A 26,190-nucleotide genomic window follows, 5' to 3' on the forward strand; every position below is an offset into this window, starting at 1 on the left:
GAGTGCCACCGTGCCCGGAGAGAACCTCACCAGAATCGAAGCCCAGGAGCGCGCGGCGCTCGTCGCCGTGCAGAGCTATGAGGTGCGCCTCGACCTCACGACCGGGGCGGAGACGTTCACGAGCGAGACGACCGTGCGCTTCTCCGCGAGCGACGGCGCCTCGACCTTCATCGACGCCATCACGAAGACCGTGCACTCGGTGACCCTCAACGGCCGCGAGCTCGACCCGGCCGTCGTGAGCGACGGCGTGCGCATCCAGCTCGACGGGCTCGCCGACGAGAACGTGCTGACGATCGTCGCCGACGCGCTCTACACGAACACGGGCGAGGGCCTGCACCGCTTCGTCGACCCCGTCGACGGCGAGGTCTACCTGTACAGCCAGTTCGAGGTGCCCGACTCCCGGCGGATGTTCGCGGTCTTCGAGCAGCCCGATCTCAAGGCGACCTTCCAGTTCACGGTCACCGCGCCGGCGCGCTGGCAGCTCGTGAGCAACTCCCCCACCCCCGAGCCGGTTCCGGCGGCCTCGGCGAGCGGTGAGGATGCCGCGACCTGGTCCTTCGCGCCCACCCCCGTCATCTCGAGCTACATCACGGCCCTCATCGCGGGCCCGTACGTCGTGGAGCGCAGCGAGCTCACGAGCTCGAACGGTCGCGTCATCCCGCTCGGCGTCTTCTCGCGCGCCTCGCTCGCCCAGTACCTCGACGCCGACTACGTCTTCGAGAAGACGCGGCAGGGCTTCGCGTACTACGAGGAGAAGTTCGACTACCCCTACCCCTTCGCGAAGTACGACCAGCTCTTCGTCCCCGAGTTCAACGCGGGTGCCATGGAGAACGCGGGCGCCGTGACCTTCACCGAGACCTACGTCTTCCGCTCGAAGGTCACCGACGCCATCAAGGAGCGCCGGGTCGTCACGATCCTGCACGAGCTCGCCCACATGTGGTTCGGCGATCTCGTGACCATGAAGTGGTGGAACGACCTGTGGCTCAACGAGTCGTTCGCCGAGTGGGCCTCGACGATCGCGACGGCCGAGGCCACCGAGTGGCACGAGGCCTGGACGACGTTCGCGGCCATGGAGAAGAGCTGGGCCTACCGCGCAGACCAGCTGCCCTCGACCCACCCGGTCGTCGCGACGATCAACGACATCGAAGACGTGCAGGTCAACTTCGACGGCATCACCTATGCCAAGGGCGGCTCGGTGCTCAAGCAGCTCGTCGCCTGGGTGGGCATCGACGCCTTCTTCGCGGGCGTCGCGGCCTACTTCCGCAAGCACGAGTACGGCAACACCGAGCTGCGCGACCTGCTCGCCGAGCTCGAGATCACGAGCGGCCGCGACCTCTCCGAGTGGTCGAAGCTCTGGCTCGAGACCGCTGGCGTCAACACCCTGCGCCCCGCCATCGAGACCGATGCTGACGGCACGATCACCTCCTTCGCCGTGCTGCAGTCCGCCGCGCCCGACTACCCCACCATCCGCCCGCACCGTCTCGCGATCGGCTTCTACAACCTGGTCGACGGGGCGCTCGTGCGCGAGCACCGCATCGAGCTCGACGTCGACGGCGAGCGAACGGATGTCGCCGAGCTCGTCGGCCTCGCCCGGCCCGACCTCGTGCTGCTCAACGACGACGACCTCGCCTACGCGAAGGTGCGCCTCGACGAGGCCTCCCTCGCGATCGCGATCGATCACCTCGCGAGCATCGAGAGCCCGCTCGCCCGCTCCCTCGTCTGGGGCTCGGTGTGGGATGCGACGCGCGACGCCGAGACGCGCCCGCGCGACTACGTGCGCCTCGTGCTCGGCAACATCGCGCCCGAGACCGAGTCGACGACCATCCGCACGACGCTCAACCAGCTCGTGCTCACGGCGAGCAGCTACGTCGCGCCCGAGCACCGCGCGCAGACGATCGAGGAGGTCGGCGACGCGCTCTGGGCGCTCGCAGCGGACGCCGAGGCCGGCTCCGACGCGCAGTTCCAGTTCGTGAAGTTCTTCGCGGCGATCGCGAGCACCGACGCGCACTTCGACGTGCTCGCCGCCCTGCGCGACGGCTCGCGCACGCTCGACGGGCTCGACATCGACACCGACCTCTCCTGGGAGCTGCTCATCGCCCTCGTCGCGGGCGGGCGGGCGGGGCAGGCCGAGATCGACGCCTCCCTCGCCGACGACTCGACGGCGACCGGTCAGCAGGCCGCCGCACAGGCCGCGGCCTCGATGCCGACCGCTGCGGGCAAGGAGGCCGCCTGGGCATCCGTCTTCGACGACGACTCGCTGCCGAACACGATCGTGCGCGTGACCGGCCTCGGCTTCCAGCGAGCGCAGGATGTCGCCGTGCTCGAGCCCTTCGTCGAGCGCTACTTCGACGCGCTCACGACCGTCTGGGAGTCCCGCAGCTACAAGATCGCCGAGTACCTCGTGGTGGGCATGTACCCCGCACCGCTCGCGAACGAGGAGCTGCGTGCGGCGACGCAGGCCTGGCTCGACGCCAACCCCGGCATCCCGGCCCTGCGCCGTCTCGTCACCGAGAACCTCGCCGGAATCGAGCGGGCCCTCGCCGCCCAGGCCCGAGACGCCGCCTAACCCTCCCGCGAGTAGACGCAAATCGGGGGTCCTCCGGGCCTCTGACCCCCGATTTGCGTCTACTCGCGTTTTTTTATTGCCTTACTGTGTGTGGCTATGTAGTGTAGGAGGCATGGTAGGGCAAGGCAGCGAACAGGGGCGGAAGGCCGAGCAGGATCTGCGCAAGGGAGTGCTCGTGCTCGCCGTGCTCTCGCAGCTGCGGACGCAGCAGTACGGCTACTCGCTGCGCCAGGCGCTCGGCGAGAGCGGCATGCCCATCGAGGAGGGCACCCTCTACCCGCTGTTGCGTCGCCTCGAGAACCAGGGGCTGCTCGCCTCCGAGTGGCGGATCGAGGACGGCCCCCCGCGGCGCTACTACCAGCTCAGCGCACAGGGCGCCGAGGTCTATCGAGACCTCACGACGGCCTGGAGCTCGCTGACGATGGTCATGGATCGCCTACTGGACGGGAAGAGCTGAGATGCAACCACAAGCCGTTATCGAGAGTTACGTGGGCGACGTCATCCGTCACCTGCCGCGCGCGCAGCGCAACGACGTGGGTTTCGAGCTGCGCTCCCTGTTGAACGAGGAGCTCGCCGGCCGGGCGGCCGACGCGGGGCGACCCGCCGATGCTCCCATGACCATGGAGCTGCTCACCGCCTTCGGCCGCCCGCAGGATGTCGCCGACCGCTACCGGCCGGCGGGCTTCACGATCATCCGGCCGGCGGACGCCCCGCAATTCGCCTGGCTCGCGCTGGGCGGCGTCGTTCTGCAATGGGCGATCACCCTGCCCGTCGCATTCCTCGAGCCGGCGCGAGTCGACGACTGGGCGTACGGAGCGGCCGAATGGTGGGGGCGGCTCACCATCTGGTGGCTGAGCTGGGGGCTCGGCTCGTTCTGGTGGCCCGGCATCCTGATCGTCTTCACCCTCATCGCCGCTCTGATCGGCCGTCGACGTCGTGAGTCGAAGCCGTGGACGCCGCCGCGCGTGACCGACCGCGACCTCGTCAGTCGCACCGGGATCGTGCTCGCGCTCGCCTTCGGCCTGGCGGGTGCGACACTGCTCATCGCACTGCCGTGGCTCGCCGCATGGGCGCCCGGCCTGCCGCAGCCGGTGCTCGACGCCTTCGCCTTCGACCCCGGGTTCCTGACCTGGCGCGCACCGTGGGTGCTTCTGCTGTGGGCAGCCAGCTTCGCGCTTCTCACGGCAGCGCTGATCGCCGGGCGCTGGAGCCGGCGCACCCGCGGCCTCTCCCTGCTCGCCGACCTCGGCTGGCTCGCGCTGCTGATCTGGTGGATCGCCGCCGGCCCGATCTTCACCACGGAGGCCGCGGACAGCACCACCAAGCTGTGCCTCGCGCTCGTCGCGGTGTTCGTCGTCATCGACATCGTCGTGACGCTTCGGCGGGGCCCCGCTGCGATCCGTCCGCCGGCGACCGCGCCACGGGGCTGACCGGTAGCCCGGCTCAGGTGGTCGCGAGCTGCCGCGCGGGCCGCCACGGGGTCACCGTGACGATGCACGCGCTCGCGAGCGACAGCTGGCCCACGAGCGCGAAGAGGTAGCCGACCGGCGAGGCCCCTCCCTCGTAGGGCGGGAGTCTGTCCGAGATGCTCATGCCCAACGAGAAGCCCGCCCAGAACTGGAAGAAGACCAGCATGCCGGCCAGGAACAGGGCCACCGCGCAGAGCGAGCGGATGCCGGGAAAACGACCACGGGCGATCCCCACCAGCCCGAGCACGAGGAAGACGAGCACGACCGCCGACCAGAAGCCGACCCAGGTCCAGGCCGCCGCGAGCCCACCGATGCGGTCGGCGGGGCTCAGCGCGGCGTAGATGTCGGCGAGCTCGTATCCCGGCGCCCTCGCGAGCGGTGCCCAGACGATCAGGTCGAGCCCTCCGACGGCCACGAGGCCGAACAGCACAAGACTCGAGAGCCACAGGACGAGCCTGCGCAGAGGCCGTGAGCCCGCCGGCTCGTCGTGTGCGACGGCGCGTGGCGCACCGCCCGGATCGGGTGCCGCGGCGAGCGACCCGGTCCACACGATCAGGCCGAACACACCGGCGGCCAGGAGCAGCGCCAGCGACGCGAGCGCGACGAGGCCGAAGGTCTCGCGCAGGACGGGCGTCAGCACGGCGAGGCCGAGGCCCGCGGTGGCGAGTGCCGCCGTGAGCTTCGTGAGCGGGGAGGTCTTCCACGCGGCCCTCCAGAACTGGGCGAGTCCCACGACCACGAGCACGGCCGCGAGGAACGGCACGGCGGCTCCCGCGAAGCCCAGGAACACCGACAGGGGCGGCCAGGTGGGCCTGCTGGCGGCGTCGTAACCCCCCACGAAGAAGCCGCCGATGGCGAGCACGGCGCTCGCGGCGACGAAGGCGAGCCCCCAGCGGGCCTGGCGCCGAACCGTCACCGACAGGGGAACACCGCTGATCTCCGGGGCGTCGCGGTCGAGCGTCACGCTGAAGAGCAGGGCGCCGAGGGCCACGCCACCGGGCCGCACGCCGAGCTGGGGCGCTGCCGCGACATCCGCGAGCCATTCCTCGCGATACCGCTCGCGCACGGAAGGCGGGAGGATGCGGGCGGCGAGGCCCACGACCCGCTCCGGCAGCCCGCTCATGCCGTCACCCCGGTTCCCCGCACGACGGATGCCGCCCGCCGCGCGTCGAAGGCAGAGACGACCTCGCGCGCTGCCTCCACCCCCTGCCCTGTCAGCTCGTAGAGACGGCGCCGTGGCCCCGGGCGCCCCTCGTCGCGCTCCCAGGCCGAGTGCACCCATCCCGAGCGCTCGAGCCTCTCGAGGATCGGGTAGACGCTGCCGGGCGGACGCGAGGAGGCCTTGACGATCTGCAGGCCCCAGACCGCACCGTCGGCGTCGCCCCCGTCGAGCAGGCAGCGCAGGACGTCGACGGTCGCGGGCGTGATCCGGCTGAGAGGCTGCATGCTCTAAATCTAGCTATATCGAGATAGCCGGGCAAGAGCACGGCTCTCCCAGCACGCACGGATAAACTGGCCGGTCTATGGATTGGAACAGCTTCTGGGCCTCGGTCGGCCAGTTCTTCGCCGACCGCGGCGGCGACCTCCTGGCGATCCTCGGCATCCTCGTCGGCGCCGCGATCATCCGGTGGATCCTGCACTTCGTCGTCAAACGCGTGGTCACGCAGATCGTCACCGGCATCAAGAAGACGCAGCGGGTCGACGACACCCAGTCGTTGCAGGCCTCCCCGCTCGCTGCCGTTCGCGTCGTGCAGCGCACACGCACGATCGGCAGCGTGCTCAACAACGTCATCACCTGGACGATCATCGTGATCGCCCTCATCATGGTGCTCGACACCCTCGGCGTCTCGATCACGGCGCTCGTGGCCTCGGCCGGCGTCATCGCGGCCGGGCTCGCCTTCGGCGCGCAGAACATCGTGAAAGACGTGCTCAACGGACTCTTTATGGTGATCGAAGACCAGCTCGGGGTCGGCGACGTCGTCGACGTCGGGCCCGCGACGGGCGTCGTCGAGGCGGTCGGGATCCGCATCACCCAGGTGCGCGACGTCAACGGCACGCTCTGGTTCGTGCGCAACGGCGAGATCCTGCGGGTCGGCAACATGTCGCAGGGCTGGGCCCGGGTCATCATCGATCTCGCGGTGCCCTACGAGACCGACGTCGAAGAGGTCGAGGCGAAGCTGCTCAAGACGGCGGGCGAGCTCGCAAGCTCTCCCAAGTGGCGCTCGACGGTGCTCGAGAAGCCCGAGATCTGGGGGCTCGAGTCGATCTCGGCCGAGGCCCTCGTCATCCGTCTCGTCATCAAGACCCGCACGACCGCCAAAGACGAGGTCGCACGAGAGCTGCGGATGCGCATCAAGAAGTCCCTCGACGACATGGGCGTGCAGCTGCCGGCCCTCAACAGCATCGTGCTGAGCGGATACGAGGGCGCGGCGAGCGTGCGCGGCTCGAAGCCGCCGCGCACCAAGCCCGTCTCGGTCGTCGAGAACAAGGCACCCCGCCGGGCGCCCCGCACGCCCAGAAAACCGGAGGCCGAGTGATGACAGACGCGAGAACACCGGACGACGAACCCCGCACCGGGAGCCAACCACCCGCCGGGAACGAGCCCCAGCCCGCGGGCGGCGTCGCGAGCGGGCTGCACCTGCGCTCGGGGCTCAACGGCCCGGCCGTGGGCGACACCTTCTACGAGCAGGTGGGCGGGCGGGCGACCTTCGAGAGACTCGTCGCCGAGTTCTACCGGGGCGTCGCACACGACCCGGTGCTCGTCGAGATGTACCCGGAGGAAGACCTCGGCCCCGCCGCCGAGCGGCTCACGATGTTCCTCGAGCAGTACTGGGGCGGCCCCGGCACCTACAGCGAGCAGCGCGGCCACCCGCGTCTGCGGATGCGCCACATGCCGTTCCGGGTCAACCCCGAGGCGCGCGACCGATGGCTCGCCCACATGCGGCGGGCCGTCGACTCGCTCGAGCTGCCCCCTCTGCAGGAGGAGACGCTCTGGAGCTATCTCGAGCGCGCGGCCCACGCGATGGTCAACACCTTCGACGAGTGACCCGCGACTGACGGTTCGTTAGGGTGGTGTCACCACTCGACGTGCCGGTTCAGACGAAGGAGTCACCATGGCGCTTCCCTCCCCCGACGCCCTCGTCGTCGGCGCAGGCCTCGCCGGCCTCGTGGCCGCGTGCGAGCTCATCGACGCCGGGCGGCGTGTGACGATCGTGGAGCAGGAGCCCGCGGCGTCCCTGGGCGGCCAGGCCTGGTGGTCGTTCGGCGGCCTCTTCCTCATCGACTCCCCCGAGCAGCGCCGCATGGGCGTCACGGACTCCGTCGAGCTCGCACAGCAGGACTGGTTCGCGAGCGCCGGCTTCGACCGCGACGAGGATGCCTGGCCCCGCCGCTGGGCGGAGGCGTACCTGCATTTCGCGGCCGGCGAGAAACGCGCATGGCTGCACGAGAAGGGCGTGCGGTTCTTCCCCGTCGTCGGCTGGGCGGAGCGCGGCGGCTACACGGCGACCGCCCACGGCAACTCGGTTCCCCGCTTCCACATCACCTGGGGCACGGGTCCCGGGGTGCTCGCACCCTTCCTGCAGCGGCTCGAGGAGGGCGTACGAGCCGGTCTCGCGACGGTTCTGCACCGCCACCGGGTCACGGAGCTGCTCGTCGACGGCGGGGCCGTCACGGGCGTCCGGGGCGACATCCTCGAGGCAAGCCCGGCCGCCCGAGGCGAGGCGAGCTCGCGGGAGGTCGTCGGCGACTTCGAGCTGCGGGCGCCCGCGGTGATCGTCACGAGCGGAGGCATCGGCGGCAACCACGAGCTCGTGCGCGAGATGTGGCCCGAGCGTCTCGGCCCGGCGCCGCACGAGCTGCTCTCCGGAGTGCCCGAGCACGTCGACGGGCGCATGCTGGCGGTCGCCGGCGCGGCCGGGGCGCGGGTCATCAACGGCGACAGGATGTGGCACTACACCGAGGGCATCACCAACTGGGATCCGGTCTGGAAGGCGCACGGCATCCGCATCCTGCCCGGGCCGTCGTCGCTGTGGCTCGATGCGACCGGCAGGCGCCTGCCCGCTCCCCTGTTCCCCGGCTTCGACACCCTCGGCACCCTCGAGCACATCCTCGGCACGGGCCACGACCACAGCTGGTTCGTGCTCACCCAGAAGATCATCGAGAAGGAGTTCGCGCTCTCGGGCAGCGAGCAGAACCCCGACCTGACCGGCAAAGACCTTCGGCTGCTCGCCCAGCGCGTCGGCCCGGGAGCGCCCGGGCCGATCGAGGCCTTCAAACGCAACGGCGTCGACTTCGTGGTCGCCGACACCCTCGCCGAGCTCGTCGAGGGCATGCAGAGGCTCTCCGAGCCCGGTGTCCTCGACGATGCGAGGGTCGAGCTCGAGGTGCTCGCGCGCGACCGCGAGTTCGACAACGACTTCACGAAAGACGCCCAGGTCACCGCGATCCGGGGGGCGCGGCACTACCGCGGCGACAAGCTCATCCGGGTGGCGAGCCCGCACAAGCTGCTCGACCCGAAGGCCGGGCCGCTCATCGCCGTCAAGCTGCACATCCTCACCCGCAAGTCGCTCGGCGGCATCGAGACCGACCTCGACGGGCGCGCTCTCGGCGCCGACGGCCGTCCGATCCCGGGGCTCTTCGCGGCAGGCGAGGCCTCGGGCTTCGGCGGCGGCGGCATGCACGGCTACCGATCGCTCGAGGGCACCTTCCTGGGCGGATGCCTCTTCTCCGGCCGTCAGGCCGGCCGGGCGGTCGCTCGCGGCTGAGCGGTGTCGCCGAGCTGACGGGAGCCGGTCCCCGCAGGCGCTTTTCGGCGCCGGGAGCACCGGTTCGCGTCATCTCGACGAACGCGGGCCGCTAGGGACGGAGCGTCCAGGCCTTGCGGCGCACGAGGGTGTGGCCTCTCACGGTGGTGAGCCGGGTCCAGGGGCCGGTCTCGTAGAGCTTGACCGGTTCGTCGGGCGAGAGGAAGCCGAGGCTCAGGTGCGAGAAGGCCGCGCCGGCCGGAACGTACTCGAAGCCCGGGATCGGCCGACCCCACACCTCGGCGCGCACCCGCTGCACGAGCTGCTCGCCCGTTCCCGTGGGAACGGCGGCCGCGACCTCGTCGATGCTCTCGCGGGCGACCGAGTCGAGAACGGATGACGCGATCTCGCCCACAGGGTGCCAGCCGCCCTTCGGCGGCGAGATGCCCGCCCACGTCACAGTGCTGACCTCGTGCGGGAGCTGCACGACGACGGGCCCGGAACCGGCAGCCGCGGCATCCCGGGTCGCGGCATCCGGGGCCGGGGTCGTCTGAGCCGACACGGTCTGCACCGACGCCTCCAGCCGGGCGAGACGGTCGAAGAGCGAGCGCATCGGCACCACGGCGTCGAAGTCGGCGCTCTGCGCGAGCGCGAAGGTGCGCAGGCCCAGAACGGTGGGCGTCGAGTCGAGGAGGCCGCGCGGGTAGAGCACGGCGGAGTAGGCGGCGAGAACACCCGATCCGGCGATCAGTCGCACCGAGCCGTCCTCGATGCGCCCGGCGCGCGACAGGTACACCTGCAGGTCGCCGAGCGCGAGGGAATCCACGAGAGAAAATGAGGTACTCATCTGGTGTCTAAACTACCTAATGCGGGCGCTCGACATCACCTTTCGCCCGACCGCAATGACGCGGGCGACGACGTGGGAGGCATCCGATGAACGAGCCCTTGGCCAATCTGCTGGCCGCACTCGACCTCACCGACACCGGCGCGCAGACGAGCGAGGACATCTTCACGGGGCCGTCGCAGTGGATGCCGCTGGGCCGCGTCTTCGGCGGCCAGGTGCTCGCGCAGTCCTGCGTGGCCGCGATGCGCACGGTGCCCGACGATCGCATCGTGCACTCGATGCACGCCTACTTCCTGCGCCCGGGCGATGTCACGAAGCCGATCACCTTCGGCGTCGACAGGATCCACGACGGCCGCTCGTTCTCGACGCGGCGCACGCAGGCCTACCAGAACGGACTGCCGATCCTCTCGATGATCGCCTCGTTCCAAGACGTCGACGAGGGGCTCGAGCACCAGGTCGAGATGCCCGCGGATCTGCCCGACCCGGAGTCGCTGCCGAGCCCGCTCGAGACCCTCGAAGGCGTCGACCATCCCGTCGCCCGGTACTGGGCGACCGAGCGGCCCTTCGACATGAGGCACGTGCCCTCGCCCATCTTCCTGCGGGTCGACGGTGAGCACGTCGCTCATCAGGCCGTCTGGATCAAGACGATCGGCGAACTGCCGGACGACCCGAACCTGCACAGGGCGGCCCTCGCCTACGCGAGCGACTACTCGATCCTCGAGTCGATCTTCCGCCGCCACGGTATCGCCTGGTCGACGCCGGATCTGAAGGCCGCGAGCCTCGACCACGCGATGTGGTGGCACCGTTTCGGCCGGGTCGACGAGTGGATGCTCTACGTGCAGGAGTCGCCGAGCGCCACGGGCGGCCGCGGTCTCGCGCTCGGGCGGATCTTCGACCGTTCGGGCAGGCTTCTCGCGAGCGTCGCCCAGGAGGGCATGGTTCGGGTTCCCCTGGGCGGCCGCAGGGAGTAATCCCGGGAGCGCTCTGCATTCCGGGAGCGCTCTGCACCCCGGGAGCGCTCGCTGCTCAGCGCCGCTGGGAGAACTCGACCGGTGCCTCGAGGTAGGGCTCCCAGGCCGCGCGCTCGGCGTCGTTGATGCGGCGGGGCCGTGCGGTCGCGGCATCCACGAGCACGATCGTCGTGGCTGCGCGCGCGTACATCACCGGGCTCGCGGTTCCCGCCGGCGAGAAGACCTCGTAGCAGACCTCGAGGCTCGCACCGCCCAGCCGGCCGATCCACAGCTGCACGTCGATCGGCTGCCGCATGTAGGGCACGGGTGCGAGGTACTCGATCTCCTGGCGCGCGATGAGCGTGAGCGTCGCCGCTCCCGGCCGCCCGTCGAGCACCCGGGTGGTGACCGGCCCGCCGAGCGGATCGCTGCTCGGGTTCTGGTCGTCGGTCAGCCAGAACGCGTGGATGCGCGCCTCTTCGAAGAGGCGCAGCATCTCGGCGTTGTTGACGTGCCCGTAGGCATCGAAATCCGACCAGCGCAGCTGGATCGGAACGTTCAGACGCACGGGTTCAGTCCCTCGTGAGCTTCCGGTAGGCCGAGCGGTGGGGCTTGGCGGCATCCGGGCCGAGGCGTTCGATCTTGTTCTCCTCGTACGCCTCGAAGTTGCCCTCGAACCAGTGCCAGTTGGCCGGGTTCTCGTCGGTGCCCTCATACGCGAGGATGTGGGTCGCGATCCTGTCGAGGAACCACCGGTCGTGTGTGATGACCACAGCGCAGCCGGGGAACTCGAGGAGCGCGTTCTCGAGGCTGCCGAGGGTCTCGACGTCGAGGTCGTTGGTCGGCTCGTCGAGCAGCAGCAGGTTGCCGCCCTGCTTGAGCGTGAGCGCGAGGTTGAGGCGGTTGCGCTCACCACCCGACAGCACGCCGGCCTTCTTCTGCTGATCGGGGCCCTTGAAGCCGAACTGGGAGACGTAGGCGCGCGAGGGGATCTCGGTCTTGCCCACCTGGATGTAGTCCTGGCCGTCGGAGACGACCTCCCAGAGGTTCTTGTTGGGGTCGATGCCGCCGCGCGACTGGTCGACGTAGGAGATGTCGACCGTCTCGCCGATCTTGAGGTCACCGGAGTCGAGCGGCTCGAGCCCCACGATCGTCTTGAACAGCGTCGTCTTTCCCACGCCGTTCGGGCCGATCACGCCGACGATGCCATTGCGCGGAAGCGTGAAGCTCAGGCCGTCGATGAGGACTCGCTCGCCGAAGCCCTTGTGCAGGTTCTTCGCATCGATCACCTGCGAGCCGAGGCGGGGGCCCACAGGGATCACGATCTCCTCGAAGTCGAGCTTGCGGGTGCGCTCGGCCTCCGTCGCCATCTCCTCGTAGCGGGCGAGGCGGGCCTTCGACTTGGCCTGGCGGCCCTTCGCGTTGGAGCGGACCCACTCGAGCTCGCTCGCGAGGCGCTTGGCCAGCTTCTGGTCTTTTTTGCCCTGGACCTGAAGCCGTTCCTGCTTCTTCTCGAGGTAGGTCGAGTAGTTGCCCTCGTAGGGGTAGAGGTGGCCGCGGTCGACCTCGGCGATCCATTCCGCGACGTGGTCGAGGAAGTACCGGTCGTGTGTCACGGCCAGCACGGCGCCGGGGTACTTGGCCAGGTGCTGCTCGAGCCAGAGCACGCTCTCGGCGTCGAGGTGGTTGGTGGGCTCGTCGAGCAGCAGCAGATCGGGCTTCTGCAGCAGGAGCTTGCAGAGCGCGACACGGCGCTTCTCTCCACCGGAGAGGGTCGAGACCGTCGCGTCGCCCGGCGGCGTGCGCAGGGCGTCCATCGCCTGCTCGAGCTGCGAGTCGAGATCCCACGCGTCGGCGGCGTCGATCTCCTCCTGGAGGGTGCCCATCTCGGCGAGCAGTGTGTCGTAGTCGGCGTCGGGGTCGGCGAGCTCGGCCGAGATCGCGTTGAAGCGGTCGAGCTTCGCCTTGATCGGTCCGACGCCCTCCTCGACGTTCTCGAGCACGGTCTTCGTCTCGTCGAGCTCGGGCTCCTGCATGAGGATGCCGACGCTGTAGCCAGGCGAGAGCTTCGCCTCGCCGTTGCTCGGGGTGTCGAGCCCGGCCATGATCTTGAGGATCGTGGACTTTCCGGCGCCGTTGGGACCCACGACGCCGATCTTGGCGCCCGGGAGGAACGCCATCGTGACGTCGTCGAGGATCAGTTTGTCGCCCACCGCTTTGCGGGCGCGGACCATGGAATAGATGTATTCGGCCATATTGCTTACCAGTCTATTTGGCGGGTCTGGCCCACGAGGCACGTGTTCGTCGCGAGCATGTGCGCGACCATGCTGTGGTACCCCCCGCTCGCCGGGCCGTACTGCCCCACGAGGCACTCCCCTTTGAAGCGCACGGCGAACTGCACGGAGTCGGCGTCGAGATTGACGGAGGTCGTGTCGAAGGTGACCTCCATGTCGGCTTTGGTGAACCCCGCGGCGGCGAGCGCGTCGATGAAGGCGGGGCCCTTGGCGTTCGCGTCGGCGGCGACGACCCCGTTGTTCACGAGGTCGAAGAACGGCAGGTTCTCCGTCGCACCGAGGTCGGGCAGGAAGACGGGCTGCGGTGCCGGCGTCTCGCTCGGCGCAGCGGAGTCGGTCTGGGTCTCGGTCGGGCTCGGGGTCGTGTCGGGCGGGGTGCAGGCCGCGAGACCGATGGTGAGCGCCGCGGCCACCACGACGGTTGCCATCGCGCGGGTTCGCGCCGAGCCGCTTCGGCCCTCACGATTCCCCCGCGTTCCGTCCTCGATCTGGGCAACCCACTGCTCAGCACGCCTCGACATTCACCGCATCCCTCCCAGCGCTCGCGAAGCGCGCACGCCGAATCGAGTCTACGGTGCCGTATCGGGCTGTGAAGTTGCTCTAGAACGGTACCGGAACGTCGCCGTCGGCCAGCTCCTGCCGGTAGCGCGGGTCGCGATCTCCGTCGTGCTCCCGGCCTCCGTCATCGTGGCCGTCTCCGTCTCCTCGTGCTCCGTCGTCGCGTGCGCCCGGCTCCCGGCCGCCCCGCTGCTCGTCGGCCTCCGTCTGCGGCTGCTCGCCCTCATCCGAGCGCGGTGCCTGCACCGCCGAGGCCGCCGAGACCACCGGGCTCGACGCGATCGTGCGCGTGACGCTCGTGGTACCCCAGAGCAGGTCGTGGCCGATCGTCTCGGCCTCGAGCTCGACGGTGGTGCCGGAGCGCTCGGGCGCCTGCCAGTCGCGGATCCGCAGCTTGCCCACCGCCACGATCCTGTCGCCCTTGTCGACCGAGGTCGCCGCGTTGAAGGCGAGCTGGCGGAAGCTCGTGACGGTGTACCAGTTGGTGTCGCCGTCGACCCAGCGGTTCGAGGAGCGATCGAATCTGCGTTGCGTGGACGCGAGCCGGAAGCTCGTGATGGCGAGCCCTGCGCTCGTGACGATGTGACGCGGTGTGGTTGCCACGACGCCCGTGAGCGTCATCGTGTCGGTCATGGTGTGTTCTCCCTCGTGGATTCGCGCCGCCGCGGATGGCGACGGACGCACCGACCGGGGTGAGCACTCGTGCCAGCAACGTCCACCCCGGGCGGCGCTCAAGAATTCTGCGGCGCCGGTGGCCGGCATCCGGAGCTCGTATCGCGATGTGGTGATGGATGCCGGATCCCCTGCCCCTGTGCAGGGCGAGTCGTGCGGTCGCACCTCGCGCGGCGGAGGCCCGGACCGACCCGCCCCGGGCGGCGCCGACGATTCCCCTAGAGTTGAGCCATGAGCTTCGAGGCCGCGGACGACCGTTACGACAGCATGCGCTACCGGCGCTCGGGACGCAGCGGGGTCATGCTCCCCGCCCTCTCGCTGGGCCTCTGGCACAACTTCGGATTCGACCGCCCGCTCGACACCCAGCGCGCGATCCTCCGCAGGGCCTTCGACCTCGGGATCACCCACTTCGACCTCGCGAACAACTACGGCCCGCCTCCGGGCTCCGCGGAGGCGACCTTCGGCCGGATCTTCGCCGACGACTTCCGCCCCTACCGCGACGAGCTCATCATCTCGTCGAAGGCCGGCTACCTGATGTGGCCCGGCCCCTACGGCGAATGGGGCTCCCGCAAGAGCATGCTCGCCTCGCTCGATCAGAGCCTCGGCCGTATGGGCATCGACTACGTCGACATCTTCTACTCCCACCGGCCCGACCCGCAGACGCCCATCGAGGAGACGATGGGCGCGCTCGCGACCGCCGTGCGCCAGGGCAAGGCCCTCTACGCCGGGATCTCGAACTACGATCCCGAGCAGACGCGCGCCGCCGCAGCGGCCCTCGCCGCCGAAGGAGTGCCGCTGCTCATCCACCAGCCGCGCTACAGCATGTTCGACCGCCACATCGAAGAGGGGCTGTTCCCCGTGCTCGAGGAGGTCGGGGCCGGGAGCATCGTCTTCTCCCCGCTCGCTCAGGGACTGCTCACCGACCGCTACCTCTCGGGCGACATCCCGTCGGACTCGCGGGCGGCGACGAGCCGCTTCCTGCCGGAGGACCGCATCGGGCAGGAGTATCTCGCGCGCGCCCGAGCGCTCGACGAGTTCGCGCAGGGCCGCGGCCAGACTCTCGCCCAGCTCGCCCTGAGCTGGGTGCTGCGTCAGAGCGGGGTGACCTCGGCGCTCATCGGCGCGAGCAGCGTGCGCCAGCTCGAGCAGAACGTGGGAGCGCTTCGGGCCCCCGCGCTCACGGCGGACGAGATCTCGGCGCTCGAGCCCCTCGCCGTGCACGGCACGGCCTTCTAGCCCCGCTGGCCGCCCACCGCACCCCGGCTCGAACACGACGGCCGGGGCATCGCCGCCTCTTCGGGGCGGCCGTCCTCTCCTCCCCAGGTTCCGCACCACGGCCTTCTTCCCCGTGCTTCCTCTCGCCGACCCGCGATGTCGGCGGCCCGCCGTAGTCTTCAGGCGAACGAAGCGATCGACGGGCCGGCGTCGCGAGAGGAGAAGACATGAACACGCACACCATCCCCACCGTCATGGCCGGCCGTGGCGCGGCTCTCATCCGCAGCACGGCGGTTCCCGTCACGACGGGCCTGTGGCGGGTCACGACGTCGAGCGGTGCAGTACTCGGCCACGTGCAGAGCACGAGCGACCCCCGCGGCGAGCGGTTCGCGGCACGGCGCGCCTCGAGCATCCCGGGCACGACGATCGAGCTCGGGCTGTTCTGGAGCATCGACGACGCGCTGGCCTGCTTCGACCACGGATGAGCCCGCATCGCTCCTCGGCGAGACGGCCCGAGGATCGGCTCTACGACACTGCGGCGAATCGGCGCCGATTCCGGGGACGCCGCGGGTAGAGTGCGGCACATGCAGTGGTGGAATGATTTCGTTGACTGGTTCTTATCGAGCGGCGCGCGGCCGGTGCTCTTCGGCTCCGCCGTCATCTTCGTCTCCATCCTCGTCTCCGGACTTCTCGGTGGATGGATCGCCCGCGGCGCGACCCGTCGGGTGCTCGCCCAGCGCGATGCGGAGCACAAGTCCGCGGCCATCGCCGCGCTCGTGGATGCCGCCACCGAGGCCTCGGTGTGGAACTCCCTCACCCCGCAGGAGCAGGTGCTCGCCGACCGCGCCGTCGGGCAGGCCGACATCCACGTCCGCCTTCTGCCGATCCGCGGTTCCGCGATCACCGCCGACTGGGCAGCCCACCAGCTCGCCGTGATGAAGCGCAACTCGGCGACCTTCGGCTACCAGCTCGAACCGGCGATCGCAGAGTTCCGCGACCGTCTCGTCGACTGGCAGGAGAGGCCGTCGCGCGCCCGCAAGGCGTTCCAGGCCGATCTCACGGCCTGGACCTACGAGACCTCCCCAGTCGAGCGCACCCTGCTCGAGCAGCAGGACGCGTGGGTCGCGCAGCAGCATCATCAGCAGTACACGCCGCCCGCGGCATCCGCCCCCACTCGACCGGCCGCCGCCCCGGACACCGCCACGCAGCAGCTCATCAACGACGTGGCCGCGATCGAGAACTCGGCCCCCGTTCCGGCACCGGTTCCCGCGTACCCCAACGCGAAGCCGACCGGCCTGGAGGCCCCGGGTCAGACCCGGCCGTAGCCGACTACGGAGTCCAGCGATTGGCGTCGCTGCGCCACCACTGATCGAACCTCGACACGGGCGCCTGACGTTTGTGCTCCGTCGACGCGTAACGGCGTTCGAGCTCGAGCGCGTGCGCCTCGTCGACGTCTTCGCCCTCGAGGTAGTCGTCGATGACCTGGTAGCTCAAGCCCAGATTGGCCTCATCCGTCTGCCCGGGCAGCTCGTCGAGCAGATCGGCCGTGGGTGCCTTGAGGTAGAGGCGCTCGGGCGCGCCGAGCTGCTGCAGCAGGGCTTTGCCCTGTCTCTTCGTGAGACCGCTCAGCGGCAGGATGTCGGCCCCGCCGTCGCCGAACTTCGTGAAGAAGCCGGTGACGGCCTCGGCGGCGTGGTCGGTGCCTACGACGAGCGCGCCGCGCTCCCCCGCGATCGCGTACTGCGCCACCATACGCAGGCGGGCCTTCGCGTTGCCCTTGGTGAAATCGGAGAGCGGCCCGACGCTGTCGCGGAACTCGTCGTCCACACCGTCGACGCCTCGTTTGATGTTGAAGGTGATCGACTCGTCGGGCGCGATGAAGCCGAGGGCCAGCTGCGCGTCGTCTTCGTCGTGCTGCACGCCGTACGGCAGCCGCACGGCCGCGAAGTGCGCCTCCACGCCGTCGGCTCGCAGCTCCTCGACGGCGAGCTGGCAGAGCCGCCCGGCCAATGAGGAGTCCTGCCCTCCGCTGATGCCCAGAACGAAGCCGGTGGCTCCGCTCACGACCACGTACTGCTTGAGGAAGTCCACCCGCGCGCGGATCTCGGAGGCCGGGTCGATCGTGGGCCGCACGTTGAGCGTTTCGATGATCTGAGACTGGATGTCGCGCATAAAAGCACCATACTCCGAGCATGTTTCGCCGGTGTCACGTGGGGCTGCCGGGCTGCCCGCCCGCTGCCCGCTATCATCGCGGGAAGCCCGCCGACGAGCTCCGACGAAGGAGAGACCCGTGGACCTCAGCAGCCTTGTGGTGATACCCGCGATCGCCGTCGTCGCGCCGCTCCTCGCCTCGTCGATCGGCCGCTTCGTCAAGATCCCGCTCGTCGTCTTCGAGATCGTGCTGGGCGTGCTGCTCGGCCCCGCCGTCCTCGGCTGGGTGAGCGAGACGGCGTTCACCGAGACCCTCGCGAACTTCGGCCTCGCGATGCTGTTCTTCCTCGCCGGCAACGAGATCGATTTCGCCTCGATCGCTGGCCGGCCGCTGAAGCGCGCGGGGCTGGGCTGGCTCGTGTCGCTCGCGGTCGGTGTGCTCGCCGGCATCCTGCTCGCGCCGTCGCTCGCCGCGGGTGTCTTCATCGGCATCGCCTTGACCTCGACGGCCCTCGGCACGATCATGCCGGTGCTGCGCGATGCGGGCGAGCTGAAGACGCCGTTCGGGCGCGCGGTCACCGCGGTCGGCGCCGTCGGCGAGTTCGGCCCGCTCATCGCGATCTCGCTGTTCCTGAGCGGTCGTACTCCGCTGCACGCGACGCTCGTGCTGCTCGGCTTCGCCGTGATCGCGGGCGCGGGCGTGTGGATCGCTGCGCGCGGCCACCACCGCACGATGCACCGGGTGATCGCATCCACGCTGCACACGAGCGCGCAGTTCGCCGTGCGCCTCGTGATCCTCATCCTCGCAGCGCTCGTGGCCCTCAGCATCGTGCTCGGACTCGACATGCTGCTCGGCGCCTTCGCGGCCGGAGTGCTCTACAAACTGCTGCTCTCGGGGGCCGACGCCGAGGACTACGAGTTCGTCGAGACGAAGATCGAGGCGGTCGGCTTCGGTTTCCTCGTGCCCATCTTCTTCGTCTACACGGGGGTGACCTTCGATCTCGACGCCCTGCTGGGGAGCACACGAGCGCTCATCCTGCTGCCCGTCTTCCTCGTGCTGCTGCTCGTGGTGCGCGGCATCCCGAGCGCTTTCGCGGCGCCACCGGGTGCGACAGGCGCCGATCGTCGGGCGCTCGGCCTCTTCGGCGCCACCGGCCTGCCCATCATCGTCGCCGTCACCGCGATCGGAGTCGACACGGGAGATCTGCAGGCGAGCACAGCTTCGGCGCTCGTGGGCGCCGGAATGCTCTCGGTGCTCCTGTTCCCGCTGCTCGGCCTGTGGCAGCGTCGACGTTCCGCAGACGGCGGGGTGCGCGAGCCCGACGCCGATGTCGCCGTGCCCGACGAGGGCTGAACCCGGCGGAGACCGAGCCCAGCGATGCTGCCCGCGCCCGTGCCGAGGCCCTTCGCCTCTGTGGCACCCATACGAGGCACAAATGTTTACCCCGCTGTAGTGCCTCGTTCATGCCGCGTTGGCTTCATATGACTTTCGTATGAATCGCCATCGTTCGGTGGCGTCATACGACACTCAGGAGCATCCACCTCATGATTGAACGTTCTCACTCCCGCGCTCGACGCGCGGCCGCCCTCGTCGCCGGCACGATCGCACTCGCCGCGTTCACCGTCGCGACACCGATGGCCGCTTTCGCGGACGTCTCGGACAACGGCGGGGCGACCCGCAATGACCACGATGACATGACCGCTGCGCTGCGGGCCTCGATCGTCGACGGCCCTGCCAAGAACGTCATCCTGCTCATCGGCGACGGCATGGGCGACAGCGAGATCACGGTCGCGCGCAACTACGCCTACGGCGCCGCGGGCGAGCTGCCCGGCATCGACGCGCTGCCCCTCACCGGCCAGTACACGACCTACTCGCTCTACCGGGACGGCGTGAACAAGGGCAAGCCCGACTACGTGCCGGATTCCGCCGCGACCGGCTCCGCCTGGGCGACCGGCACGAAGAGCTTCGACAACGGCGTGTCCGTCGACATCGACGGCAACCCGCAGCAGACCCTCATCGAGATCGCGAAGGCCAACGGCCTGCGCACGGGCAACGTCACGACCTCCGAGATCCAGGATGCCACCCCCGCCGTGCAGGTCGCGCACGTCAACGCACGCAGCTGCTACGGCCCCGACTCGGTGACCCAGTGCGGCGACGACGCCCTCGACAAGGGCGGTCTCGGCTCGATCAGCGAGCAGCTGCTCGACACCCGCCCCGACATCACCCTCGGCGGCGGCTCGGCGAGCTTCCAGCAGTCGGCCAAGGCCGGCCCCTGGCAGGGCGAGACCCTCTTCGAGCAGGCCGAGGACCGCGGATACCAGGTGATCGCCGACGGCGACGAGCTCGCGGCCGTCGAGTCGGCCGACCAGAGCGCCCCGGTCCTGGGCCTCTTCACCCCGGGCAACTTCCCGGTGCGCTACGCCGAGCACGAGGCGACCATCGGCGGCGCGGACCTGCCGCCCGTCACCTGCGCGGCCAACCCCGACCGCCTGCCGGAGAACCTGTCGCTCAAGGCCATGACCGACAAGGCGATCTCGCTGCTCGACTCGGACGACGAGAAGGGCTTCTTCCTGCAGGTCGAGGGCGCGAGCATCGACAAGCAGGACCATGAGGCGAACGCGTGCGGCCAGATCGGCGAGACGCTCGATCTCGACGAGGCCGTGCAGTCCGCTCTCGCGTTCGCGGAGGCCGACGGCAACACCCTCGTCATCGTGACCGCGGACCACGCGCACACGAGCCAGATCGTCGACAGCGTAACGCCCGGCCTCAGCATCGCGCTCACGACCCACGACGGCACCCCGATGAAGGTCTCCTACGGCACCTCGCCGGCCGGCGGCTCGCAGCAGCACACGGGCAGCCAGCTCCGTATCGCCGCTTACGGCCCGGGCGGAGCGAACGTGGTCGGCCTCACCGATCAGTCGGACAACTTCTTCACGATGGCGAACGCCCTCGAACTCGACCGCGACACGGCCGCGCTCAGCGCCGGAGCCACGATCGAGCTCGCCGACACGACGGTCGCGCCGGGCGCCGACCTCGAGATCACGGCCGAGGGCCTCGCGGGCGACCGTCAGGTGACGGGCACCATCGAGTCCGAGCCGATCGAGATCACGAAGACGGACGTCATCGACGGCACCGTCGCTCTCACGACAGCGGCGCCGAGCGAGCTCGGCGAGCACACGGTCACCCTCACGGGAACCCAGAGCGGCGCCGTCGTCACGACGACGTTCACCGTGACAGCCGACGGCAACCCGACCCCCGGCTCGAGCGAGACGCCCGCGACGGGCGCCGGTGGCGGCTCCAGCACGGCCGGTGGCGGCCTGAGCGGCCTCGCCTCGACCGGTGCGATCGTCGGCCCGTTCGTCGCCCTCGCCGCGCTCCTGGTGGCCGGGGGCGCCGCGGTGCTCGTCATCCGCCGCCGTCGCCAGGGTCACACCCAGGGCTAGTCAGCCCGAATGCGGCGAACCCGCAGCGATCGCGTCACCGAGTCCCGGATGCCGCGACTGCTGCGGGTTCGCCCATTCCACCCTGCGCGAGCCACGGGCCACAGGCGCAGATCACAGCCTCAGACCGCGGACCTCAGCGGGCGTGGGCGTCGAGCCAGGCCTCGAGGGCGGGGAGCGCGAGGTAGGCGATCGTCGCGTGGGTCGCGAGCGGAACCGAGGTGTAACTGACGTCGACTCCGAGCTGCCGCTCGTGCGCGATGAAGTCCTCGGTGTCGGCCGGCAGCACGAGCTCGTCATCGGCGCCCTGGGCGATGAACAGAGGCGCCTCGAACCTCGTGCGACCGGCCGAGTTCGCCGCCAACAGGGTGGTCCAGGGCTCCGTCGTCGTGGGATCGTGCAGGAAGAAGTCGCCGACCAGCGGCTGCCCGATGGTGTGGAGCTGATCGAGGTGGGTCAGGAGGCAGAGCCGGTTCATCTCGGGCACCTGGGCGACAGCGGCCGAGGTGAGGATGCCGCCGAGCTCCGCACCGGGCGTCGAGGGGCCGTACACCGAGGCGAAGGCGGGAAAGGCGTAGGAGCCGATGGTGACGCCCGAGATGTCATCGAGATGCGAGCCCATGAGCGCCGTCAGATCGGCGGCCGGCGCGGCGGCGGCCACGGCCACGATGTCGAGCTCCGGCGCATAGTCCGGCGCGTTCTCGGCCGCGAAGAGAACCGCCTGGCCACCCTGCGAGTGCCCCCACAGCACAACACGATCCCCCGCCTGCGCATCGGGTATCCGCTGGGCGGCCCGGACGGCGTCGATCACCGTGTGCGCCGCGGTCTCGCCGACGAGGTAGGAGTTCGGGCCGGTCGTGCCCATGCCCGCATAGTCGGTGGCGACGACGGTGTAGCCGCGGTCGAGCATCATCCGCAGGCCCTCGATGCCGATGAAGGGGTCGAACGCCCGCGACGGCGCGCACGAGGGGTCCGTGCCCGTCGTGGGATGACCCCAGGCCAGCACGGTGCGCCCGCTCGCCGGCGCCGGGCCGAGCGGCACCACCACGATCCCGGTCACGACGATCGGAGCGCCGTTCAGATCCGTGGACCGGTACATGATCCGCCAGGCCCGCGACTCGGCCGGGGTGCCCGCCAGCTCCTCGCTCCTGACCAGTGTGCCCGGGGCGCCGTTCGCGGCGTCATCCGGCTGCTCGTAGAACCGGGCGAGCCCCGGTCGCTCCTCCGCGTCTCCCGCGACGCGCACGGCCTCGACGGCGACGACGGCTCCCACGATCGCGAGCAGCACGGCGGCGCCGATCGCGATCCATCGACGCACCCTCGACCGGGAGGCCCGATCCGCCGTTCCGTCTCTCATCCGCCGAGCACCGGCACGACGGCTCCCCCCGTGCACCGCCTCATCGCGGTCGGGTGACGGTCGACTGCTCGGCGTCGAAGCCGGCGCGGTTGCCGACGATCGCGTCCTGGTTCTGCGTGACCCATCCGACGAGCTGATCCACCGCACGTGCCAGGGAACGGCCGAGGTCGGTGAGCTCGTACTCGACCCGCGGCGGCACCTCGGCATAGGCGGCACGGGTGAGGAGCCCGTCCCGGACGAGTGCCCGGAGGGTGTGGCCGAGCATACGCTGCGAGATGCCCGGCACACTCGCGTGCAGGGTCGTGAAGCGCCTCGGACCCTCCGACAGGGCAGCCACGATGAGCATCGTCCACTTGTCACCGACCCGGGCGAGCACGTCGCGGACCACCACGATGGTGTCTGCGCAGTCCGGCGCGATCCCTCGCTCGGTCAGCTCGGCTCGAAGCTGGGTGCCCATGCTCGCATCCTTCCCGGTGCGTTGCTGACGTGAAAGTGCGTATGCGGCGGCGGAAGAATGATCGCCTGCCTCACGTTTCCTACCGATAGTAACAATTGAGCCGCGCGGCGAAGCCGCCGAGATCGGAGACGACATGCCCGCACCGAGCACACCGACGAGCGGCAGCCCGTACACCGGGCATCCCGGGCATCCAGCCCTCGACGTCCGGCACGACACCTTCGTCATCACCCGAGCTCTGGACGCACCGCCTGCGTCCGTGTTCGCCGCATTCGCGGACGAGCGGATACGACGGCGCTGGTTCCGACTGCCCGGCACGGGAGCGAGTTACCGGCACGAGTTCCGCGTCGGCGGCGGAGAGAACGCGCACAGCACTTTCCCCCTGCCGGATGCCGATCCGGAGGAGCTCGCCTACCGGTCCCGCTATCTCGACATCGTCGCGGATCGGCGGATCGTGTTCAGCTATGAGTCGATCGTCGACGACGTGCCGCGGTGGGTCTCGCTGGTCACCGTCCTCATCGCCGACGACGGCGACGGCAGTACCCTGACCTGGACCGAGCAGGTCGCGTTCCTGACCCGCACCGGCGACGGCAGCGCCGATCTCCCGCACCTGCGCGGTGGCACGGCGCTGCGGCTCAACGGCCTCGGCGCGGCGCTGCAGGCCGGCTCCTGAGAGGACGGTTCCAACCAGCAATCGTGTCGATCGCCTCTGCGCGACCGAGCGACGGGGAGTGCCGGACGCCCCGCCTCGCTGAGGAACGCCATCGGCTTCCTCTGCCTCGAGAGCGGCGTATCGCGGTATCGGTCTGAGCGCTAGAACGGCAGGTTCTGCGAGGCGATCGGCGCGATGAGGATGCCTGTGATCCTCCCCGAGCCGTTGAAGGCGACACGTCCGATCCACTCGCCCGCGTCGTGCTGCAGAGTCGTCTGCACAACAGCCCCGCCGAGCAGGTGCCGGTTCGCCGCCTTCTCCAGGGTGCTGCGCCCGTCCGGGGTCTGCACGGTCGAGTCCACACAGGCCTGGAGCCGACCGCTCGCCGTTGTGACTTCTTCCCACACCGTCAACAGCTTTCGTTTGGTCAGCACGCGCGAGCACGTGTAGGTCATACGCACCCGGATCGCCTCGAAATCGCCGGCTTCGAGACTGCGGAAGACGTCGGTGGCCCGCTCGATGAGATCGATGGCGGACCGGGTTTCGTTGCCCTCGGGCATGTGACCGTTGAACCGCTTGAAGGTCGCTTGACGGCTCACCCCGAGACCTTCACCAATCGACTGCCAGGAGACGCCGCGCCCCCGCGCCGCCGCTACCAGCTCATGCAATCGGGTCTGCGAGCGCTTGGCCAGCTCATCCGCGCACCGGATCAATGCAACCACATCGTCTGATTCGGTGATTGTTCCGCTGTCCACAGCCGACGCCAGCTGAGTGAGCGTCGCGTCACGCGGAGGCTGGGGTGCGCTCATGTCGTCAACGCTATGACACGTTCCGTGATTCGTCAACCAAGAGTTGACAGATCACTGAATGTCGACTGTCGCCGGCCCCGGATGTCTCCACGGCGGCCAGGTCGAGCGCGGGACAGCCGGCTGCTCGGCGGCGGCGAGGAGCCGATCCTCCGCCGCAATACAGGCTTGGGTGATTCCGGCCCTCGTCGTGCCCTCTCCTCCGCCACCCGATCACCCTCACTGCTGTGCGCCCCACTCCGGACTGGGCGGGCCCCCCATGGAGGCATTGAGCGCACTGAGCGTGCGGAGCGTCGCCGCGAGCTCATCGGGGACGAAGGCAGGCATGTCGGACTCCAGACTCTTCGCCAGCACGGCGTCACCCTTGCGGACCAGAGCAGCCCCCTCGGACGTGAGGCGAACGGCGTGCTCACGACGAGAGTGCACGGCGGTCTCGACGGTCATCCGGCCAGACTCGACGGCGAGTTCGATCTGCCGGCTGACGGTGCCCTTAGTCAGTCCAAGGCGATCGGCGATGGCCTGCTGGTTGAGCGGTCCGGGATGGGCGTCCACGACGCTGAGCACGAGGAACTGGGCGAGTGAGACACCAAGCTCCTGCCGATAGAGCGCGTCCCCAGCTCGGTCCATCCGTGCCGCGGCCTGCCGCACCAGAAACCATAAGGTCGCGGTCTTGTCCCATTCGGTTGCCGACATGGACTCCAGACTAGCAGAGCGTTTGACAAGCTACGGTTTGATATGCAACGGTTGCTCAATCAACCAATAGAAGGAATTGTCATGCGCATCATGCTCGTGCTCGACCACCCCTACACGCTCGCCTCGGCGGAGAACATCCCCCATCAACGAAGCCTCACCGCCGCCCTCGCGGCCGCGACGATTCGCGGCGGCGAGCGTGCCGGACACCAGGTCGATGTTGTCGATCTCGCGGCAGACGGCTTCAACCCGGTCATGACCCGGGACGATCTACTCGCATGGCGACAGCGCACTGCGGTCGATCCCCTCACGCTCGAGTACCAACAACGGCTTTTGGAGGCCGACCACCTCGTGTTCGCGTTCCCGATCTGGTGGGAGGCGATGCCTGCGATGACCAAGGGCTTCCTCGACAAGGTCGTCGCCAAAGGCATCCACTTCGAGGAACTCACCGAGGCGAAAGGCAACCCCTTCCGAAATCTCATGACCCGCCTCCACGGCGTCACCGCCCTCACCGTCATGACCACTCCCCACGCTGCGTACCGCTGGTGGTTCGGCGACCCCGTCACCAAGATCCTGTTCAAAGGCACGTTCGGCAAGATCGGAGTCAAGAACCTGAACTGGCGCAACTACGCCAGTGTCACCGCCAAGACCCCGCAGCAGCGCCAGCAGATGATCGACGAGACCGAGACACACTTCAGCACCCTGACCGGTCCGCGCTCCTGATCGGGAGTGCGATGAGAAGCACCACGAGAGCTGCTCCCGACCGCCACGTGTCGGTGCCCCCGGCAGGAATCGAACCTGCGGCCAAGAGATGAGAAGCACCACGAGAGCCACTCCCGACCGCCACCTGTCGGTGCCCCCGGCAGGAATCGAACCTGCGGCCAAGAGATTAGAAGGCTCCTGCTCTATCCGCTGAGCTACGGGGGCGAGGCTTCAACGATACCGCAGCACCCCGCACGGCCCCGAGTGCTGTCGTCGCGATACGGCGACGCGCCATTCGGGCGATCTCCGCCTAGAGCGCCTTCGCGGCCGCCACGAGCACCTGATCGAGCGAGGGCACGCCTTCGGCCCGGAAGACCTCGGTGCCCGCGGCATCCTGCACGATCACCGTGGGCGTCGAGCGGATGCCGTGTGCCGCCGCCTCGTCGTTGTGCGCGGCCACATCGAGCTCACGCACCACCGCCGACGGCACGAGGCGTTCGGCCTCGGCGAGAACCGCACGCGTGAGCATGCACGGCTCGCAGAACGAGGACGAGTAGAACACGAGTTCCATTTGCTGCTCCTGTCGGATGACGCTGGTGACCTGGCTGCCAGTGACGCTCGGAC

General features: G+C 69.5%; 26 protein-coding genes, 1 tRNA gene and 1 pseudogene. 14 read left to right on the plus strand and 14 right to left on the minus strand.

The annotated features are described in order from the left end of the window. Nucleotides 1–10: 10 nt before the first annotated feature. From pepN to CLV54_RS05795, 3 genes are all read left to right on the plus strand, one after another. Nucleotides 11–2,566 carry an aminopeptidase N gene (pepN, locus tag CLV54_RS05785; protein WP_100343989.1) on the plus strand — a complete coding sequence of 852 codons (2,556 nt, stop codon included), beginning with the start codon at nt 11–13 and terminating at the stop codon, nt 2,564–2,566. A 112-nt stretch (nt 2,567–2,678) separates the two neighbouring features. Then, entirely contained in the window at nt 2,679–3,023 is a 345-nt protein-coding gene (locus CLV54_RS05790) for a PadR family transcriptional regulator (RefSeq protein WP_100343990.1), read from the plus strand. A gap of 1 nt (nt 3,024) precedes the next feature. Beyond that, the gene (locus tag CLV54_RS05795) at nt 3,025–3,996 is read left to right on the plus strand and encodes a hypothetical protein (RefSeq protein WP_170061955.1); all 972 of its coding nucleotides are present in this window, start codon (nt 3,025–3,027) and stop codon (nt 3,994–3,996) included. A gap of 13 nt (nt 3,997–4,009) precedes the next feature. On the opposite strand, the gene CLV54_RS05800 is transcribed toward CLV54_RS05795, so the two are convergent. Beyond that, nucleotides 4,010–5,158: a hypothetical protein gene (locus CLV54_RS05800; protein ID WP_100343992.1), complete on the minus strand. Its 1,149-nt coding sequence runs from the start codon at nt 5,156–5,158 to the stop codon at nt 4,010–4,012. Then, on the minus strand, nt 5,155–5,481 hold the full coding sequence (locus CLV54_RS05805; protein WP_100343993.1) for a PadR family transcriptional regulator: 327 nt from the start codon (nt 5,479–5,481) through the stop codon (nt 5,155–5,157). Before CLV54_RS05805 ends, CLV54_RS05800 begins: the two co-directional genes overlap by 4 nt. Nucleotides 5,482–5,558: 77 nt before the next feature. Between CLV54_RS05805 and CLV54_RS05810 the strand changes: the two genes are divergently transcribed. The 3 genes from CLV54_RS05810 (at nt 5,559) to CLV54_RS05820 (ending at nt 8,801) form a co-directional block, all read left to right on the plus strand. Then, complete coding sequence (locus tag CLV54_RS05810; RefSeq protein WP_100343994.1) at nt 5,559–6,572, plus strand: mechanosensitive ion channel family protein; 1,014 nt, start codon at nt 5,559–5,561, stop codon at nt 6,570–6,572. Next, nucleotides 6,572–7,081, plus strand: coding sequence for a globin (locus tag CLV54_RS05815; protein ID WP_100343995.1), 510 nt, complete (start codon nt 6,572–6,574; stop codon nt 7,079–7,081). The genes CLV54_RS05810 and CLV54_RS05815 overlap by 1 nt, the downstream gene beginning before the upstream one ends. Nucleotides 7,082–7,148: 67 nt before the next feature. Continuing rightward, nucleotides 7,149–8,801 carry an FAD-binding dehydrogenase gene (locus tag CLV54_RS05820; protein ID WP_100343996.1) on the plus strand — a complete coding sequence of 551 codons (1,653 nt, stop codon included), beginning with the start codon at nt 7,149–7,151 and terminating at the stop codon, nt 8,799–8,801. Between the two features lie 91 nt (nt 8,802–8,892). Here the strand turns inward: CLV54_RS05820 and CLV54_RS05825 are convergent, their stop codons facing one another. After that, the gene (locus tag CLV54_RS05825) at nt 8,893–9,627 is read right to left on the minus strand and encodes a DUF8185 domain-containing protein (protein WP_100343997.1); all 735 of its coding nucleotides are present in this window, start codon (nt 9,625–9,627) and stop codon (nt 8,893–8,895) included. Between the two features lie 86 nt (nt 9,628–9,713). On the opposite strand from CLV54_RS05825, the gene CLV54_RS05830 reads away from it, so the two are divergent. After that, nucleotides 9,714–10,595, plus strand: a complete 882-nt coding sequence (locus CLV54_RS05830) for an acyl-CoA thioesterase (RefSeq protein ID WP_100343998.1) — start codon at nt 9,714–9,716, stop codon at nt 10,593–10,595. A gap of 55 nt (nt 10,596–10,650) precedes the next feature. Here CLV54_RS05830 and CLV54_RS05835 read toward each other — a convergent pair whose 3' ends face one another. The 4 genes from CLV54_RS05835 to CLV54_RS05850 form a co-directional block, all read right to left on the minus strand. After that, nucleotides 10,651–11,142, minus strand: coding sequence for an acyl-CoA thioesterase (locus CLV54_RS05835; RefSeq protein ID WP_100343999.1), 492 nt, complete (start codon nt 11,140–11,142; stop codon nt 10,651–10,653). Nucleotides 11,143–11,146: 4 nt separating this feature from the next. Further along, nucleotides 11,147–12,829, minus strand: a complete 1,683-nt coding sequence (ettA, locus tag CLV54_RS05840; protein ID WP_100344000.1) for an energy-dependent translational throttle protein EttA — start codon at nt 12,827–12,829, stop codon at nt 11,147–11,149. A gap of 5 nt (nt 12,830–12,834) precedes the next feature. Beyond that, nucleotides 12,835–13,296, minus strand: coding sequence for a DUF6993 domain-containing protein (locus CLV54_RS05845; RefSeq protein ID WP_100344001.1), 462 nt, complete (start codon nt 13,294–13,296; stop codon nt 12,835–12,837). Between the two features lie 172 nt (nt 13,297–13,468). Beyond that, on the minus strand, nt 13,469–14,059 hold the full coding sequence (locus CLV54_RS05850) for a single-stranded DNA-binding protein (RefSeq protein WP_100344002.1): 591 nt from the start codon (nt 14,057–14,059) through the stop codon (nt 13,469–13,471). Nucleotides 14,060–14,329: 270 nt separating this feature from the next. Here CLV54_RS05850 and CLV54_RS05855 point away from each other — a divergent pair, with 270 nt between their 5' ends. From CLV54_RS05855 to CLV54_RS05865, 3 genes are all read left to right on the plus strand, one after another. Beyond that, nucleotides 14,330–15,334, plus strand: a complete 1,005-nt coding sequence (locus CLV54_RS05855; RefSeq protein WP_100344003.1) for an aldo/keto reductase — start codon at nt 14,330–14,332, stop codon at nt 15,332–15,334. 206 nt (nt 15,335–15,540) lie between these two features. Then, complete coding sequence (locus tag CLV54_RS05860) at nt 15,541–15,798, plus strand: hypothetical protein (protein ID WP_100344004.1); 258 nt, start codon at nt 15,541–15,543, stop codon at nt 15,796–15,798. Nucleotides 15,799–15,897: 99 nt separating this feature from the next. Further along, nucleotides 15,898–16,638: a hypothetical protein gene (locus CLV54_RS05865; protein ID WP_211294459.1), complete on the plus strand. Its 741-nt coding sequence runs from the start codon at nt 15,898–15,900 to the stop codon at nt 16,636–16,638. 4 nt (nt 16,639–16,642) lie between these two features. Here CLV54_RS05865 and nadE read toward each other — a convergent pair whose 3' ends face one another. Next, the gene (gene nadE / locus CLV54_RS05870) at nt 16,643–17,485 is read right to left on the minus strand and encodes an ammonia-dependent NAD(+) synthetase (protein WP_100344005.1); all 843 of its coding nucleotides are present in this window, start codon (nt 17,483–17,485) and stop codon (nt 16,643–16,645) included. A gap of 118 nt (nt 17,486–17,603) precedes the next feature. On the opposite strand from nadE, the gene CLV54_RS05875 reads away from it, so the two are divergent. Both CLV54_RS05875 and phoA read left to right on the plus strand, forming a co-directional pair. Next, the gene (locus CLV54_RS05875; RefSeq protein ID WP_245861406.1) at nt 17,604–18,818 is read left to right on the plus strand and encodes a cation:proton antiporter; all 1,215 of its coding nucleotides are present in this window, start codon (nt 17,604–17,606) and stop codon (nt 18,816–18,818) included. A gap of 191 nt (nt 18,819–19,009) precedes the next feature. After that, nucleotides 19,010–20,908, plus strand: a complete 1,899-nt coding sequence (gene phoA, locus CLV54_RS05880) for an alkaline phosphatase (protein WP_170061956.1) — start codon at nt 19,010–19,012, stop codon at nt 20,906–20,908. Nucleotides 20,909–21,041: 133 nt separating this feature from the next. On the opposite strand, the gene CLV54_RS05885 is transcribed toward phoA, so the two are convergent. Then, nucleotides 21,042–22,262 carry an alpha/beta fold hydrolase gene (locus CLV54_RS05885; RefSeq protein WP_170061957.1) on the minus strand — a complete coding sequence of 407 codons (1,221 nt, stop codon included), beginning with the start codon at nt 22,260–22,262 and terminating at the stop codon, nt 21,042–21,044. A gap of 40 nt (nt 22,263–22,302) precedes the next feature. Further along, nucleotides 22,303–22,719 (minus strand): winged helix-turn-helix transcriptional regulator, encoded by a 417-nt coding sequence (locus tag CLV54_RS05890; RefSeq protein ID WP_100344007.1) that lies wholly within the window; start codon nt 22,717–22,719, stop codon nt 22,303–22,305. Nucleotides 22,720–22,852: 133 nt separating this feature from the next. Between CLV54_RS05890 and CLV54_RS05895 the strand changes: the two genes are divergently transcribed. Further along, nucleotides 22,853–23,389 (plus strand): SRPBCC domain-containing protein, encoded by a 537-nt coding sequence (locus CLV54_RS05895; RefSeq protein WP_100344008.1) that lies wholly within the window; start codon nt 22,853–22,855, stop codon nt 23,387–23,389. Between the two features lie 140 nt (nt 23,390–23,529). Here the strand turns inward: CLV54_RS05895 and CLV54_RS05900 are convergent, their stop codons facing one another. Beyond that, complete coding sequence (locus CLV54_RS05900; protein ID WP_100344009.1) at nt 23,530–24,177, minus strand: hypothetical protein; 648 nt, start codon at nt 24,175–24,177, stop codon at nt 23,530–23,532. Nucleotides 24,178–24,393: 216 nt separating this feature from the next. After that, the gene (locus tag CLV54_RS05905) at nt 24,394–24,867 is read right to left on the minus strand and encodes a MarR family winged helix-turn-helix transcriptional regulator (RefSeq protein WP_100344010.1); all 474 of its coding nucleotides are present in this window, start codon (nt 24,865–24,867) and stop codon (nt 24,394–24,396) included. Between the two features lie 81 nt (nt 24,868–24,948). On the opposite strand from CLV54_RS05905, the gene CLV54_RS05910 reads away from it, so the two are divergent. Continuing rightward, nucleotides 24,949–25,587 carry an NAD(P)H-dependent oxidoreductase gene (locus CLV54_RS05910; RefSeq protein ID WP_100344011.1) on the plus strand — a complete coding sequence of 213 codons (639 nt, stop codon included), beginning with the start codon at nt 24,949–24,951 and terminating at the stop codon, nt 25,585–25,587. A gap of 131 nt (nt 25,588–25,718) precedes the next feature. Here the strand turns inward: CLV54_RS05910 and CLV54_RS05915 are convergent. Together CLV54_RS05915 and CLV54_RS05920 are read right to left on the minus strand one after the other, a co-directional pair. Next, nucleotides 25,719–25,791 (minus strand) — tRNA-Arg (locus tag CLV54_RS05915). A gap of 85 nt (nt 25,792–25,876) precedes the next feature. Next, a pseudogene (locus tag CLV54_RS05920) lies at nt 25,877–26,167 on the minus strand (thioredoxin family protein); the annotation flags it as partial. Between the last annotated feature and the right edge of the window lie 23 nt (nt 26,168–26,190).

The sequence above is a fragment of the Compostimonas suwonensis genome (genome assembly GCF_002797855.1).
GTDB lineage: Bacteria > Actinomycetota > Actinomycetes > Actinomycetales > Microbacteriaceae > Compostimonas > Compostimonas suwonensis.